Source organism: Candidatus Ponderosibacter sp. Uisw_141_02, from assembly GCF_048087665.1.
Lineage (GTDB): Bacteria > Pseudomonadota > Alphaproteobacteria > Puniceispirillales > Puniceispirillaceae > UBA3439.
This window is the reverse complement of record NZ_CP159807.1, coordinates 1590957-1607381: the sequence shown is the minus strand read 5'-3', so window position 1 is coordinate 1607381 and position 16425 is coordinate 1590957. Positions and strand designations below refer to the sequence as shown.

The window sequence follows — 16425 nt, the reverse complement described above, 5'->3', positions numbered from 1 at the left end:
AAATACCATATCAAATCAATTTCAAAAGCCCGCTATTGATCAGATATGCCGCCTTTTGAACGTCACTCAATAGTACATTCATGACATCAACCTTCTTAAGCTGGCGGACAGTATTCTTCACAGACTGATCTGTAATCAACAGTTCTGAACTTGCTGTTTGTGCCGAAATGGCATTAAGAGAGCTCTGCAGGGCGGTTTCCTTACTAGCCAAATATGCATCTCGAAATTTAATTTGTTTGATCGCATCAGCTATGACAGCTGCAGCTTCTGTTGCGGTATCTTCGGTCGATATATTGATGCCTTCAATGATGGTTGGCGGGTCATCAGCACGGGTCACCGAAATGTTATCGATATGTAAGATAGCACCCGACGTTGTTTCAATATTGTCTATCGTAATAATCAGATCATGCGCTGGGCTGGTTCCGCCTAAACTTGCGCCTGAAACGGTTATGGTGTCATCTGGCTCATATCCAGATCCCCCATTAGTAATCGAGCTCACACCGTAATTTCCATTGCCATCAATGGAAATCGTGAAAATAGCTCCAGTGCCATTACCCGATGTGCTGGCTTGGGTGACGTTATTGAATGCGGCAGCGCCCACTTTTGTAAGGGTTAATGTAGCATCATTCTGTGTATCTGTGCCACCAACATTCGACCCGGCAATAGTTACGATGTCATTCAGCGCATAGTTTTCACCAAAAGTTGTAATGTCTGTCACCGCGTAATTGCCAGAACTATTTGAAGAAATATTGAATATTGCACCGCTTCCTGATCCCGTAGTTGATGACTGACTGACTATGTAGCTTTTTGGGTCGAGTGCTGTGATATTTAGCGTTAGGTCGTTTACTACATCTGAGCCACCGAGGTTTGCTCCTGAAATGGTGATTGTATCACCAGTCTGATAGCCGCTACCTGTATTATTGATGCCGCCCAGACTATATGTACCTGAACCGTTGGTCGATATGGTGAAGGTCGCGCCTGTGCCATCACCGCTCGTGCTGGTTTGCGAAATATTTGTAAATGTTGAGGCGCCACTTGCTGTGCCGCTGATAGTTGCTGTGCTTACCCCGGATGCAGCTATGCCTGTGGCCGATGCGGCAATTGCACCAGACACCGGCGAGTTGCCCGATGGCGATGAGGCTGTAACACTGCCGGTAAAATCATAATCGAAACTGCCAGACACAAAGACAAAATAATAGGATGCATCCGTTGCCACTGTGTGGGTGACTGTTGACCAGCTTGTTGTGCTGTTCCCATAGCTGTCGAGCAATTCAGTTGCGCTGCCGCTATTGGCATCCAGTAAATAGGCATAGGCATCATAAGCATTATCGGTAACTTCGCCTTTCCAACTGAACGATATTGTATCACCGCTATTTAGCGCCACCGGGTTTTGCGATATTAAATAGGGGCCATGAATGACATCACCGCCATTCACCTGCAGATTATCTGAGATAAGTTGTAAGCCGTCTCCGGCGATACTGTAAGAAAAGTTGCCTCCATTCGGCACATAATCGTCACCGCGTGACACTTGCGCTGGGCTATCAACATTTTGTGGTGTTGGTGTTGGGTCAACTGGCGTTTGGAAACCATTAATCGTTGTGGGGATTAATCCGTTTGCAGCGTCGGATCCAGCCGGTGAGGGGCCCAGCGCGATTTGTTCCAACCTGATATTCCAACCATAAAGAGAGGCGAGCGTGCCAACGGCCTCAGGCGCTGTCTCCTCAACATAACTGCCCTCAACATCCGATGATGCATTAAAATTGCCATTGACAAAATAAGCGTTCAGGTAGCTGCCAATCGTGCTTGTGCTGAGCTCTTGAATATCAATCAGTGTCTGTTCAGCGGCCGTGTGCCCGACCTGCGCATAGCCAATTGCCCGCAATCCGCCAAAAATTTCCTCATCCCAAAATTCTGACTCATTGATGATAGATGATATTTCATTGACCACTGTGTTTGCCCGCAGCTGAAGGATCGCCCGGTCAATATCATCGCTGGCAAATTCAAGATCGGTTGAAGTTTCATTCAATGTGCTTATATCGGTTACTTTGATAGTGGCATCATTAAGGCTGGAAGTGCCGCCAAGCGCCGCCCCGGCAATAGTGATTGTGTCATCAACCGCATAGCCCGAGCCATCGGCATCGATGTTTACGATTTCATAATCACTGGTGCCCTTGGTGCGAATTGTAAATGTAGACCCAGCCCCGTTGCCGCTCGTGGCTAGCGGTGAAACAGCACTGAATTTGCCAGAGCCGCTGGCCAGACCAGTGATATTGGCACCAGCTATGGCACCCACCGGGACCGTATTGTAATCATCGCTATCAATCAATCCGGCAGCTTCACTGACTGTGGTATCCAATTCCGTCAGTTTTGCTGCAACCCCCTGTATCGTCTCACGTGCGCCCTCAATCAGCGATAAATAGTTGCTGATATTACGAAAAGAGGCGTCAAGGCTTTGAGCCTTAGCCATTTCTTTGGCAACAACAGAAAAATTTTCCCGTTGGGGGCTAACATCCGCTGACAAACTGTCGTTCCTATTGCTGTCCAGCGCGGCGGCATGCGCTGTTGCGCGCGAAAACGCACGATAATCACCACGCACATCACGATCAGTGTTGTTTAGCAAGTTGTGTGAAAACAAGCTCTTCATATTAGTCCTCGCGTTAATGTCTTTAACGACAGACTTTTAGTTTTATTTAGTTATTTTATTAATTTTTTAGGCAGAGGTATGTGGGCGGAAGAGGTATCTCGCGTAAATATAAATTAATCATATACTTAGGAGAGGCTTCGTCGACGCGGTTTGTAGCTTTTTAAGCCTGCTGATGGTCGGGCCATGCAAAACTGATTGCGTTTTATGTAGAGGAGCAAAGCTGTGCGTTTGGGTTTTGTAAGATCCCGAAAAACCAAAAAAATATGGCAAAGCAAAGTACGTGCCAAAATGTAAATAAGGCAATTTCTGTGCCGTTATAGTTTTTGAGCTAAAGTAACGGATAAGAATTTTGTCAATTTCAAGCGTAACACAATTTGCGGGCGCCTTGCGCACGCAAATAAATCTTCAGACTGGTGTGGAAAATACGCAATCCGTGTCACCAAATGCTACATCCGAAATTTTGTCTCAAGCCGTTTCTTCGCTCGACTTATCGGGTGCTGAATACGGCACCTTGCTGTTGAAAGACAAGTTGCATGATCAGGCCCTTGCTTATTCGGTAGTTACCGTGAAACAACAGCATCTTAGTTCACTAAACACTCATATACAAAATGTTCAAGACGTTGTTGATCAGCTGGCGGCCACTGACCGGTCAGAGACTGAGGCACATGCCGCATTAGTTGAAGAATTAGCAGACCGTGAAGATCAGCTCTCCCGGTTTGTTGGGACATTGTTTCATAGTAACGATCTCAGTCTTGCCGCTATCGTTAATCCAAATTTAGGAGAAAATGCACAAAATGAAATAATAAACGTCTATGCAAATGATGAAGTCGGATCTGACGCAATCGGTCAGATTGCTGCCATCGAGGTCAATTTTTCCAAGGTTTTTGAAACGCTCCACAACGAAAATACATGTCCGCATTGCATCGCTTTAGCTCAACAGGAAAACAGCGCAGCCCAGTCTGGAAATGAACAGCCGGCCTATGCGTTGGATGCAAATGACAATAGCTCTGGATCGGTGAATGATATTGATGGAAAAACGACAACGGACACTTCTAATTCACGGCTTGAACCCTTGCGGATGAGTACTCAGTGGAATGTAACAGGCGATGCCACATTGACCTATTCATTTTATGATGGCGACGTGGCCTATGCTAGTCCTTATAATGGTAGTAATCCAACGCCAGGAAACCCATCATCGGTCGTATCGCATGGGGCAACTAATGAGACAACACTAAGTGCCGCTTTTGACGCTTGGGATGCGACCGTCGATTTCGAATTTGTCGAAGTTGAAGAGGACGCCGGTGAAGTTGGTGAGTTTCGTGTTGCCTTTACCGATCAGTCTAGTGGTGCGGCGGCTTTTGCCTATGCGCCAGGGGATTATGCGGTTAATGGCGATATTTGGTTTGAGACAGAAGACATCGACATCACCGGCAATGATTTCAGCACTGACGGTGTCGGTTCTGGTGGTTTCAATTATTTTGCGGCCCTGCATGAAATTGGCCATGCAGTTGGCCTCAGCCACCCGTTTGATGCGGGTGACGATCAATCCAATGGTGATGATAGCTTGCCTTTGGCCCAGGACTCGATGCGTAACTCGGTCATGGGTTATGTACAGCTTGATCAGAACATGGTGCTTAAATTTAATGGTAGCGGCCAGACCACCCCGAGCTATCGCATTTATGCTTCAACACCAATGATGTATGATGTTGAAATAATGGAACAATTTTATGGCGCTGATGATGATAACACAGGTAATAATACCTATAATTTTACGGTATCACCGGAGACGATCCAAACCATTGTTGATGCTGGCGGCACCGACACTATCGATGCAAGCAACCAAACAAGAGAGAATGTCATCGACCTGACTGCCGGTGGATTTTCATCGATCGGTATATATAGTGAAGCTGACCAGAAAACAGATTGGGCTACAAGCTTAGGGACAACCACCGCAGCCATTCAAACGGTCATTGATTTTTTTGATGCCCAGGCATCGGCGGCAAACTCATACTATTCAGCCCATTCCCGCACGGCCCTCTATACCGGTGAATATAATGTGGGTATTGCCCATAACGCGGTGATCGAAAATGCTATTGGTGGAAGTGCTAATGACACCATTACCGGCAACAGCAGCGCTAACAATATCGCCGGCGGCGCTGGTGATGATTTGATAGAAGGAAATGGGGATGATGATATAATTGATGGTGGGGCCGGCACCGAAGATGTCGCTGTCTACAATGACGTTTATGCGAATTACACCATTACTGAGAGCGGGGGCACCTTCACTGTGGCGCATAATGGTGGTGCTGGGGCGGATGGCACCGATACAATTACCAATGTCGAATATTTAGAATTTACTGACCAAACGATCGATTTATCAACCTGGCCAATTGTCACCGCCACCACAACACCGACAAATACTGGTGCCCAAGGCGCTTCAGGTAGCGGATCTCCTTACAGCGGTTCAAGCTCAAGCTCAAGTTCTGAAACGCTCGCAAGTGCTGATGTCTCTACGCAGGCTGGAGCAGCCGCAGCAATCTCACTAACAGATAGTGTTTTGGAAACAATTTCAAACCAGCTCGCTTTGATGGGCGCATTGCAAAACAGATTGAGTGCATCGATTAGTAACTTGAGTAGCCAGTCAGTGATGACTGAAGCCGCGATTGGCCGCATTATGGATACTGATTTTTCAATAGAAATGGCAAAATTGACTAAATCAATGATTTTATCCGAAGCTAGCAAGTATGTGTTGTCAGGGGCGCAACTTAGCAAATCAAATTTGTTGATGTTGCTGAAATAAGAGGAATCAACAAAATTTAAAATGAGATTCAATAGTTCGTATTTAAACATATGATTGAATGTTTTTTAAGAATGAATGCGTATCAAATGCCTTGGTTTTTGAAAACAAATAGAGACAAAACTTGGCTGAAAAAATGAAATATTTGCCTGGCAAGACAGCAGTCAAATAAGGCAAAAAGTATCTCAATATCAACTATATAAATGGTAGTTAAGTCGTTATTCCGTATATGGAGTAATGCGTCTTGATTTCTGTGAATAGAAATTTTGGAAGTTTGGTTGGTCGGCATAATTTGCTAACCGCTAACAATGCTGTCGAAACAGCCGTCCAGCGGCTGTCTTCGGGCGCGCGCATTAACTCGGCCGCTGATGATAGTGCTGGTATGGCCGTTGTTTCAAAAATGGACAGCCAAATTGCTGGGCTTTCTGTGGCTATCAAAAATACAATGGATGCCATCTCTCTGTTTGACACTGCGTCCGCTGGCTTGCAGACAACATCGGCCATCGCCCAACGGGTACGTGAATTAGCGGTGCAAAACAGTAATGGGCATTTGAGTGTAACTGACCGTGCCGCGGCACAGTTAGAGGTGAATGCTCTCAATGCTGAATTGCTGAGGATTGCCGAGAGCACAAACTTTAACAAAATTGGTCTTCTGGACGGTACGCTGGATACAACCATGCAGATTGGTAACACGGTGTCAGAAACGCTCTCAATTGCAATTGATGGAGTTGAGACTGCTACGCCGATTGCGGCAACTGCGGCGGCAGCCGGTTCCTCTCTTGAGGTGCTTCGACCAGTACAAACGGGATCTGCAACATCAGCGTTCGATGTGCCGGCTTCAAGCCGCGCGTCTGGTTCATCTGTTCTTGATTATTTGTCTTCATCAACCGCCGCAGCGACATCTGAATTTGATACGCCTGATGACAGCAGGGCTAGCGGTTCATCAAGCCTTGATGTGCCAGCAACAAATTCAACAGTCACAACGCTCGCCGCAACAAGCGGTGGCAGTACGGTTGGATATGGTGCGTCATCACGGACCATATTGCCAACGAACACCGCCACGAAAACATCTGCGGCGCTGGATTACCTGTCTTCATCAGCCGTGACTGATCCATCAGACAGATGGGCTGACCCAACATCAAGCACGACTGGTATCCCGGCAAGTTCGACTGCGTCTGTAACAACCGCCTCGGTGCTCGACACGCTTAATTTTGCTGGGGGCGTTTTTAATTCTGGTTGGGATATTGTGCAGTCTCAGATTGAGTTAGGCAGCAGTGGATCGGTGACTGCACAGATTGGGGGATTTGCAACGCCAACCGATAGTGACCCAGTTGGGAGCGTTGGAGATGGCAACACAGGGCAAATTGCCACCAGCCTTGGCAACAGTTCGATTGACTGGGACTACAGTGCAGCGGCAGGCAGCATGACTTTGTCCACCAACGAGATCAAAACCGTGAGCAAGGGTATTGTGCATGGCCCGGCAATGATCAGTTCAGATGCTATTTCGTTGAACACTGGTGATGTTGTGTCATTTGACTGGGAGTTTACCGGCGTTGGGTCAGCCGGCGATTATGCTGATGTCTATGCCTATTTGCTGAACACATCTGATGGGACAACCATCGAGTTGACCGATTATACGCATAATGCCAGCGGTAGCACGGGTACCATCTCAGTGTCTGAAACCTTGGGCGCTGGCATTGATGGTTTGTACAAATTTGTGTTTGTCAGTGGTGCCTTTGATAATGATGGTGGGACAATTGTTGGCTCTGAGGTGATTGTCAGCAATCTCAGCGTCACTGATACCGGCGGTGATTCAAAAACATCCACCGCATCAACAACGCTGGAAGCACAAGAATCATCTGCTGTTTCAATCGCACGGGCATTATTGGCTAGTCTTGATTCAGCGGCCACTGGTGACAGCAACGCTGGCAGCTATACGCTAAGTGGCACTGACGCCAGTTATTTCTCAATTGACCAGACAACAGGTGATATTACCTCATCTGCATTACTGCGTTCTGTCAAAACCTCATATAGCTTTGATGTGACCTACACGCGGTCAGATGGGGGATATCACAAAGAGTCGGTGACGGTTGATCTGACCCCGGCATTGTTTGCAACGACAACTGCATATGCGCAAGAATCCAACTCTGTAAGCATTGCGCTGTCTGATATGTCGGAATTGGCCAGCTATGTCAGCGCCAATGGCGGCGGGACATTCAGCATCGCCAACACCGGTTCTGACTATGCCAACTTCTCAATCAATGTCAGCACCGGTGCAATCACCTCTGCCGCCTTGGATTTTGATACACAGTCGGTCTATAATTTTGACGTTTTGTATAGCGTGGGCGCCAACACCTATACCAATTCGATTGTATTAAATTTGCTGGACACGCTGACATCATCGACATCGGTGACGGCCGAGGAAACGGATCAGCTGACGATCAACTTTGCTGATCTTGCCGGCACACTTGATTTTGTGGCGCGCAACCCTGGCGGCAGTTTTGCGCTAAGCGGAGCCAATGCTGGTGACTTCACACTCGATGGCAGCAATAATTTAGTGTCTATAACCGGCATGTATCTGGCGGAGGGGGCAACTCGCACAGTTAGCCTTGATTACACGGTTGGCGGGGTTACGCACAGCGATACCATCACCATTAGTCTGACGCAGGCATTACAGGCCGAGTCCGGCATTTCGGTTGTTGATGGCAGCCCGGTTACCATCACACCAAGCAATAATGCCTTATCGAAAATTTACACATTTGCACAGGCGAATACTGGCGGCAGCTGGAGCCTCGCGTCAAATTCAGCTGATCCCAATGATTATCTGGATTTCACCATTAACAGCAGCACCGGTCAAATAACCTCAAATGCGGCGCTTGATTACAGTGTCGAAGCGAGCCACATTTTTGACGTTCTCTATAGCGTGGGCGGCACGGTTTTCACCGAGACTGTGACCATCACCATTCCTGATCCAACATCAACCTCATCAGTCACAAACATAACTGCCGAAGAAACAGATGCGTTAACCATCGCGGCTGCAAACTTTACCGAAACAGCCTCATTTGTCTCTACCAATGGCACTGGTGGCACCTATAGTTTGACCGGAACCAATGCGGGCAGTTTCAATATCAGCAACACCGGCGTTGTGACAAATGCTGCCGGCGTGTCTTTGCGTATCGGGTCGAGCAATGTCTACAATTACTATGATGCATATGACTTCAATGTGGTTTATACGGTGGGTGGTCTTACCTCTACCGAAACGGTCAATCTGAGGATTACTGAAACACTGGAGTCTTCGCAGTCACTAACCGCTGCCGAGTCAGGCGGTGTTGATATCACCCCATCAAGCCATATCAGCGATTTTGCCGGTCGTGACCGTAATGCGGGCACCTACAGCTTGTCATCAAGCGGCGGTGATCATTTGTTGTTCACCGTGGATGGCGATGGTGAAATAACATCGAATAGCGCATTGGATTATGACACCCAACAAAGCTATAGTTTTAATCTTAATTATCTGGCTTCAGATGGTCGGACATTCGTCGAGCGCATTTCGCTGACACTCACCGATACATTGACCTCTACGGCAACAATCACCACCGAGGAAACCGAAAGCCTAACCATCCCGATTGCACAGCTCACAAGTTCGCAAAACTATCAGACAGAGAAACCGGGTGGCACATTCAGCTTGTCTGGCACTGATGCTGGCTATTTTGATGTGAATGCTTCTACCGGCGAGATTGCCACCAAAGCCGGGCAGTCGCTGGTTCAGGCTGATAAATCGACTTACTCGCTTACACTTGATTACCTGGATGGATTTGGTGTGACACATAGCGAGACCATTACCATAGAGCTGACTGAGGCGTTGCAAGGCACCTCGACATTCAATGCTGACGAGTCTGACCTGATTACGATTTACCTTGATGATCTGACGAAAATCCGCGGCTTTGCATCGCGTGATGGTACGAATGGCACCTTCTCGATTGGGGGGACTGATGGCGCCAGCTTTACCATTAATAGTGATGGCAATATTGAATCAAACGGGGCGCTCGATTACAGCACGCAAGATACTTACGTGTTCACCCTGTCCTACACCGAAACTGCAGCATCTGGCAGTGACGCGTTCGTTGATACAATCACATTGACGCTTAATGATACTCTGACATCAACAGCCACGGTTACAGCAGAGGAAACAGAGTCGTTGACAATTACGGCAAGTGAATTCACGAGTACCGCGACATACGCCTCTCGAAATCCTGGCTCACCAGCAGGGACATACTCGATAACTGGAACTGATGCGGCCAGTTTTAGTGTGGACGCAAGTGGAAATATAACAAGTACTGGCGAGTTGAGATACTTAACCCAAAGCTCATACAATTTTAACATTCTGTATACTGCAGATGGAATTATCCACACCGAGGCTGTTACACTGAATCTGACAGAAACGACTTATCAGATTTCGCAAACCAATGTCTCGGTAAGAGAAGCTGAAACAATTACTATTGCTAATACGCTGATGTCCCACCTAAATGAGTATGCGAGTTCAGACGGTTACAGTGGCAATTTTACATTAGCAACGGCAACAGTGAATGGTGCCAATGATCACGTTTACTTTGAGATTGATGCTTCGGGCAACATTCAGAGCATTTCGTCGTATGATGTTGATTTTGATAATGGGCAGACGACATTTGACATGGATGTCATTTACACACATTCCGACCTGGTAACAACATACACTGATCGACTGAGTGTCACTCTGTTGAATGACTACTCAGACGATACGGATCTTGTTTTGGCGTCAGTTGATATTAGCACCGCTGCTGGTGCTCGAGAGGCAATGTTTTCAATTGGGTCCGTGATCGACCGGATGAGCAAAACTCAAGTCATTCTTGGCGCCAAGAAGGTGCAGCTTATCTCTAATGTAGAGCGTTTGTCTGCGGTGTTGATGCAAACACAAATTGCGCGCGGCCGTATTTTTGATGCTGATGTGGCCAGCGAAGCGTCGCGTATGGCAAAACAACAAATTCTGGCTGGTGCGGCGTCAGAGATGATTTCGTTGGCATCAGCGCAAAAGCGGAGCTTGATTAATATGCTGATTTAATTATTGGTTAATGATAAGGCTGCACCGATTAGTTATACAAGGATATCCAGATCATTTTTGAACTCTGGGATGTCGCGATACAAATTAGATACCCGCGCAATATTTGTTTGTGCAACATTTTGCATAAACCCGGGGTTAAGCGCTGCTCGAGCTGTAAGAAAATTTTCCGACGTAACGGCTGATGGTGCTTGCTTTGGGTGATAAATACGAGCCTGTGGCATTGAATGGTAATTTTGAGGCAAGTTTGAGCTAGGATGGATTACCTCCACACCGCTCACTGTTTGGCGCAGGGTTGGCACAACGCTTGCAGATGAAATGGCTGCAGCGCCTCGAAGGCTCTCACTTGAGCCGTTTTCAGCCTGACGTTGTCGAGCTGGGCTTATTTCGGTGGCTGGTGGTATAAACATTAAGAAAAAATAACATTTTTTTGCAATAAAAGCAATTCAATACGTGGGTAATCTCAAATGAACTACCAAAACATGACCAAGGCCTACAAGAACGCAGAACGGCAAGCTCTTGAGGAAATGAACGACCCACACCTCATAGTACTGACCATCCTTGATGGGCTTTTGAAGTCCATGCAGATATTTGAAGATAACATTGATGTGAGGAATGGTGGTGATCAAGAGCAAAAGTCAAAGCATTTTGCGCGAGCCCTGACGATCATTTATGCGCTCCAATCATCGCTTGATTTTGAAAAGGGTGAACCAATTGCAACAAACTTATTCCAATTGTACGAATTTGCCCGTCAACAGTTGATTGCAGACCTAGGTAAAGGAACCGCCGAGGGTACACCAAAGGCGAAGCAAGCGCTTAGCGAAATTCGGGATGCGTGGCAAGCTATTGGCGCAGAGGTTGGTAAATGACAAACGACATTGCTCAACAATTCCAGGTGTTGAATGGCCATATTGCGTCAGCTATAGCTGAGCAAGACTACCCACGGGCGACCGCTCTAGATCGTGCGCGCCAAGAGATATTAAAAGACATTTGTCTGATGGATAATCAATCAATCCACGCTGGCTTTTTCACCCTGGTAGAAGAGTGCGCGCGGGACAATGCTAAACTGATCCAAAAAGTTCAAGAAGATATGAGCCTGATTAGCAAGCAAACCAGCCGTTCACTTAAAGCTAAGCGCGCGTACATGGATTATTAACAGCACACTAGGCTAACTTGCTACCGCTCGTGCCTTAACCTGTCGCGTATTTGCAAATCATGATACCGGTTTTTCGATCATGAATTTTTTCATTTTTTCTATAAGTGTTGTTCTACGAAGTTTTAACGCATCTGCTGCATGGCTGATCATACCATTGGATTTCTCCAACGCTGCCTCTATCAGGATAATCTCAATATCCTGAAGATGCCGCCTTACGTCTATGGTGTCAAAATATGCGAACCAGTCCCGATAATGGCTTGGGTGGGGTAAAGGGGTATCGTTGTCAGTTTCATTATCGGCAATGTCCGCCTGCTCAAGATCGGCTGATGCCGCCCACAGCGCGTCTTGTTCTTCGGCAGGGTCGGGCGCACGCAAACGCAGCAAATGATTGCGCACATGCTTTGCCTCAAGCTTGTTTCCCGGATATAATAGGCATGCACGTTCAATTACATTGCGCAATTCGCGCACATTCCCCGGCCAAGGATAACGCATAAATTCCTGCAAGGCGCTCTCGCCAAATTCGGGAAGGGGGCCATTATTATCTTGGTTTTCCATAGCCCTTTTCAAGGCAACGACGATTTGTGGAATATCAACCGCGCGTTCCACAAGTGCGGGCAATTTGATCGGGAAGACATTGATCCGGTAAAATAGATCGGCGCGAAATTTACCAGCTTCGATATCGGCTTCGATATTTTGATGTGTTGCGCAAACAAGCCGAAGGTCAATCGGGATATCCTTTCCACCACCAACGCGTTGGATGGTGCGGGTTTCAATCGCCCGCAACAACTTTGCTTGCAGTGGCAATGGCATATCACCGATTTCATCGAGAAATAATGTGCCGCCGGAAGCCATCTCAAATCGGCCTTGGCGGGTTTTCTCAGCGCCGGTAAAAGCCCCTTTTTCATAGCCAAACAGTTCCGACTCTAACAATTCAGCTGGAATAGCCGAGCAATTGATCGAGATCAAATCGCCTTTTCTTGCCGACGATTTGTGGATGCTGCGGGCGACGAGTTCTTTGCCGGTACCGGTTGCGCCAAGCACGAGAATGGTTGTCTTGGCTGGAGCTGCAATATCTATGAGCCTTCTTACATCACGCATTGCTGCGGATTGGCCAACCAGTTCGTCTTCACCCACAACAAATACCCAACTAAAATTAGAACGAATAACTCATGTCTCAAGGTAACAATAGAGCATGGTGTCAGAAATTTGAACAAAAAAGAGCATCTTTTTGTTTTATGTGTCAAAAAAAATTCAATCCACATTTTTAAATCAACCAACAAAAAATATAAATAAATTAGATAGATAGATATTTTTATCCTCTCATGATTCTACTTGGCTTAGTTTTTGCCTTTACCGATGTGCATGATTAGTCGGGAGACATGACACATGGTTAAAGTTTGTATTGAGAGACAGTTACTGCCTGTGGCAGACATTCTGGTCGATATTTTCACAACGCGGATGGCCGAAATTGGCATTCGTGAGGAAGCTACGAACAATTCCGCAAATGACAGTGCGACTGGTTCGGCAAACGCGAACTCCAAAATTCTGCGCAACTATGATTTATTTTTATGTAGTGCCGAATTTGCTGAAAAAAATGGTGGTACTTCCAGCATTGTTGATTTGGCACGAGGCATGAAAGCCAAAAAAATAATGGTGATCGGGCATGATGAGAGCGATAGCTTCTTCGTCTCGCATGAGATGAATGGCAAACTGATCCGGCTGAGCATGCCAAAATCCGCACAAACCACCCCTGCGGCGGCAAATTATAGTCTGCAAATGGCGGTGACACTTTGTCTAGACAGCGACCATGTTGCCGTTGCTGACCCGAATAGCCGCCAATTAATGGCGCTGGCTAGCCGTGTTGCTGTGACCGATGTCACTGTATTTATTAATGGCCCGACCGGAACGGGTAAAGAGGTGCTAGCCAAATTCATCCATAATCAATCAAGCCGCAAGGAAAAAGCCTTTGTCGCTGTTAATTGTGCTGCAATCCCTGAAAATATGCTTGAAGCGATTTTGTTCGGTCACGAAAAGGGGGCGTTTACGGGTGCATCAACTGCCAATAAGGGCATTTTTCGAGCTGCTGATGGTGGCACTTTGTTACTTGATGAAATTTCTGAAATGCCGTTGTCTTTGCAGGCGAAATTGTTGCGGGCATTGCAAGAGCGCAAGGTCACGCCACTGGGCAGTCAACGTGAGATCGATGTTGATGTTCGGGTGATTGCCACCACAAACCGCGAAATGCTGGCTGAAATCAGTAATGGCAAATTCCGTGAAGATCTTTTCTACCGATTGAATGTCTTCCCGTTAACGACCCAGAATCTGGCACAGCGCACCGATGATATTATTCCAATCAGCAGCATCTTGCTCGCACGTCACAGCATGGTTCTTGATGACCTTCCGTCAATTGATGACGAAGCAGCAGAAATTCTGTTGTCTTACAATTGGCCGGGGAATGTTCGCGAGCTAGAAAATGTTTTGCAAAGGGCGATCGTTCTGTCGACTGGCGGCAAAATAATGGCAGGCGATATCATGGTCGATGGTGCCATTCAAGAGCGGATTGTAAAAAGCATGACAACCGAAGTTGCGCTCTCAAAAAGTGCCAGTGCTTAACCGGTTAAGAGGTGGATATGACACAAATTAATTCAATGACTGGCCCAATTTCCTCGCTTCGCGCCCAACTGCGTGCGCAAGCCGATGCAGCCCTTACCCCCGAAACCAACAACACTGGTTTCACCGACCGCATGAGTAATGCCTTAAAAGAAGTTGCAAATGCCCAGAATGAGGCCGCTAACATGACCAAATCCTATGAGCTTGGCACCGAAAATGACATTTCGAAAGTTATGATCAGCCAGCAGGTTTCCAGCCTTGGATTTCAGCTAACCTTGAACGTGCGGAACAAAATGCTCAGCGCCTATAAGGATATTATGAATATGCCCGTTTAGGCATTATCGAACTCTGGTTAAAAATTGAATGAAGACCCACTTATTTAAAGCTCAGGAAATAAAAACATGGCCGACGCAGTTGTAAATCAGAATAGCGAAATGGTTTCGAATGACACAGGTGTTTTTCGGCAAGCTGGATCACTCGTTTCACAAGTCAGTCGCATTTATAATCAGCCGGCATTTCAACGCTCGCTGCCAACCTTCATTGCGTTAGCAGTTGCGGTGATTGGTCTTGGGACCTATCTCTGGATGCAGCAGCCAGCACGGACCACGCTTTATGCGGGTCTTCCCGAAGCGGAAAAATCGCGCGTTCTTGATGCGCTTCGCAATTCGGGGGTAAATGTTACGCTGGATCCGGTAACGGGTGATGTTCTTGTTCCAACTGAGGATTTTCACAGTTCGCGGATGACATTGGCCGCGCAGGGTCTGCCAGCATCAGCAGGGACAGGTTATGAGCAGCTAGACACCATTCAACTGGGATCAAGCAGGTCGGTTGAAGCTGCTAAATTAAAACAATCTCAGGAAATGGAACTCGCCCGATCAATCAGCGAGATTGATCTGGTCATAAGTTCAAGGGTGCATCTTGCCCTTCCTGATAAAGAGGTGTTTGTGCGGCAGCAGGCTGAGCCAACAGCTTCGGTTTTTTTGCAGCTTGCACGTGGGCGCAGCCTTGGCCGTTCTCAAATTGAGGCGATTTTGCATTTGGTATCAGCCTCGGTTCCGAGCCTGACCAAGGAAAATGTGTCTGTGGTTGATCAGAATGGCAATTTACTATCGCGCAGCAATGACAGCGCTGAAGGTCGTTTGTCAAATGACCAGCTCGAGCATAGGATCCGGTTGGAAGATATTTACCGAGCCCGTATCACATCGTTACTGACCCCGATTGTGGGAGCTGGCAATATAAATGCTCAGATCAATTTGGATATCGATTTCACGCGTAGCGAGGTTACCGAGGAAATTGTTGATCCAAAAGGCAACGCACTTCGAAGTGAACAAAACACATCGGATCAGACAATGGCAGCCCAAGCAAAGGGGATTCCGGGCGCGCTTGCCAACCAGCCACCTGCTGCGGCTAATCTGGAAACACAATCAACTGCAAATGGCGGCAATGAAGAAATGCGATCGCAATCTTCAAGCGAGGTAAAGAATTATGAGGTCAGCCGAACGGTTTCAAGCACAATGAAGCCGACCAACGTGATTCGTAAGATCAATGCCGCGGTTCTGGTGCGCGAACGCACAATTATGGACCCCGAAACCGGCTCGCCAACAACGCAGAAAATGTCTGAAGGTGAGTTGCTACAGATCGAAAAGCTTGTTGCAGATGCTGTTGGTATTGATAAAGAGCGCGGCGACAGTCTAACCGTCTCAAGTGCGCCCTTCATGAATGAATTATCTGAAGGCGTGAAGATGGAATGGTTTGAAAAGCCTTATATGCGCTCAATCATCAATCAAACTGGATTTGTGCTTATCCTCGCTATTGTTATTCTTGGCGTTGTTCGCCCGCTACTGAGCCGCATTTTGATCCCGACACAAGTTCCGGGTATGCATGGTGCGTCTGCTTCTGAAGATGAGATTGATATTGATCATATCGAGGTTGGCGAAGGGGAAAGCCTTGAAGATATTAAGGCTAAGCTAAAGCCGAAGAAGGCAGCAATTTCAGCAGAAATGTTGGATACGGCGAATACCTATGATGACAAGGTTGCGGTAATCCGTATGATTGTCTCTGACGAGGCGGGTCGCGTATCCAACGTGTTCAAGTCGATGATGTCCCGCGACATTAGCTAAGCG

Annotated in this window: 10 protein-coding genes; 7 read left to right on the top strand and 3 right to left on the bottom strand. The window is 47.2% G+C overall.

The features are described 5' to 3' along the window. Window positions 1-10: 10 nt before the first annotated feature. Window positions 11-2644 (bottom strand): beta strand repeat-containing protein, encoded by a 2634-nt coding sequence (locus tag ABXT40_RS08105; RefSeq protein ID WP_443645110.1) that lies wholly within the window; start codon window positions 2642-2644, stop codon window positions 11-13. Window positions 2645-2993: 349 nt separating this feature from the next. On the opposite strand from ABXT40_RS08105, the gene ABXT40_RS08100 reads away from it, so the two are divergent. Together ABXT40_RS08100 and ABXT40_RS08095 are read left to right on the top strand one after the other, a co-directional pair. Further along, on the top strand, window positions 2994-5444 hold the full coding sequence (locus ABXT40_RS08100) for a flagellin (protein ID WP_443645109.1): 2451 nt from the start codon (window positions 2994-2996) through the stop codon (window positions 5442-5444). A 250-nt stretch (window positions 5445-5694) separates the two neighbouring features. Further along, window positions 5695-10539 (top strand): flagellin N-terminal helical domain-containing protein, encoded by a 4845-nt coding sequence (locus tag ABXT40_RS08095; protein WP_443645108.1) that lies wholly within the window; start codon window positions 5695-5697, stop codon window positions 10537-10539. Between the two features lie 32 nt (window positions 10540-10571). Here ABXT40_RS08095 and ABXT40_RS08090 read toward each other — a convergent pair whose 3' ends face one another. Beyond that, window positions 10572-10946 carry a hypothetical protein gene (locus tag ABXT40_RS08090; RefSeq protein ID WP_443645107.1) on the bottom strand — a complete coding sequence of 125 codons (375 nt, stop codon included), beginning with the start codon at window positions 10944-10946 and terminating at the stop codon, window positions 10572-10574. Window positions 10947-11003: 57 nt separating this feature from the next. Here ABXT40_RS08090 and ABXT40_RS08085 point away from each other — a divergent pair, with 57 nt between their 5' ends. Next, on the top strand, window positions 11004-11405 hold the full coding sequence (locus ABXT40_RS08085; protein ID WP_443645106.1) for a flagellar export chaperone FliS: 402 nt from the start codon (window positions 11004-11006) through the stop codon (window positions 11403-11405). After that, on the top strand, window positions 11402-11692 hold the full coding sequence (locus ABXT40_RS08080; RefSeq protein WP_443645105.1) for a hypothetical protein: 291 nt from the start codon (window positions 11402-11404) through the stop codon (window positions 11690-11692). Before ABXT40_RS08085 ends, ABXT40_RS08080 begins: the two co-directional genes overlap by 4 nt. A 57-nt stretch (window positions 11693-11749) precedes the next feature. Here ABXT40_RS08080 and ABXT40_RS08075 read toward each other — a convergent pair whose 3' ends face one another. Continuing rightward, complete coding sequence (locus ABXT40_RS08075) at window positions 11750-12826, bottom strand: sigma-54 interaction domain-containing protein (protein WP_443645104.1); 1077 nt, start codon at window positions 12824-12826, stop codon at window positions 11750-11752. Window positions 12827-13078: 252 nt separating this feature from the next. Here ABXT40_RS08075 and ABXT40_RS08070 point away from each other — a divergent pair, with 252 nt between their 5' ends. From ABXT40_RS08070 to fliF, 3 genes are all read left to right on the top strand, one after another. After that, window positions 13079-14305 carry a sigma-54 interaction domain-containing protein gene (locus ABXT40_RS08070; protein ID WP_443645103.1) on the top strand — a complete coding sequence of 409 codons (1227 nt, stop codon included), beginning with the start codon at window positions 13079-13081 and terminating at the stop codon, window positions 14303-14305. Window positions 14306-14322: 17 nt separating this feature from the next. Next, window positions 14323-14637, top strand: coding sequence for a flagellar hook-basal body complex protein FliE (gene fliE, locus ABXT40_RS08065; RefSeq protein WP_443645102.1), 315 nt, complete (start codon window positions 14323-14325; stop codon window positions 14635-14637). A gap of 66 nt (window positions 14638-14703) precedes the next feature. Continuing rightward, window positions 14704-16422, top strand: coding sequence for a flagellar basal-body MS-ring/collar protein FliF (gene fliF, locus ABXT40_RS08060; protein ID WP_443645101.1), 1719 nt, complete (start codon window positions 14704-14706; stop codon window positions 16420-16422). Window positions 16423-16425 lie beyond the last annotated feature (3 nt).

Coding starts and splice junctions, on each gene's coding strand:
- ABXT40_RS08085 (WP_443645106.1), top strand. CDS start 11,004: ATGAACTACCAAAACATGACCAAGGCCTACAAGAACGCAGAACGGCAA.
- fliE (WP_443645102.1), top strand. CDS start 14,323: ATGACACAAATTAATTCAATGACTGGCCCAATTTCCTCGCTTCGCGCC.
- fliF (WP_443645101.1), top strand. CDS start 14,704: ATGGCCGACGCAGTTGTAAATCAGAATAGCGAAATGGTTTCGAATGAC.
- ABXT40_RS08080 (WP_443645105.1), top strand. CDS start 11,402: ATGACAAACGACATTGCTCAACAATTCCAGGTGTTGAATGGCCATATT.
- ABXT40_RS08070 (WP_443645103.1), top strand. CDS start 13,079: ATGGTTAAAGTTTGTATTGAGAGACAGTTACTGCCTGTGGCAGACATT.
- ABXT40_RS08105 (WP_443645110.1), bottom strand. CDS start 2,644: ATGAAGAGCTTGTTTTCACACAACTTGCTAAACAACACTGATCGTGAT.
- ABXT40_RS08090 (WP_443645107.1), bottom strand. CDS start 10,946: ATGTTTATACCACCAGCCACCGAAATAAGCCCAGCTCGACAACGTCAG.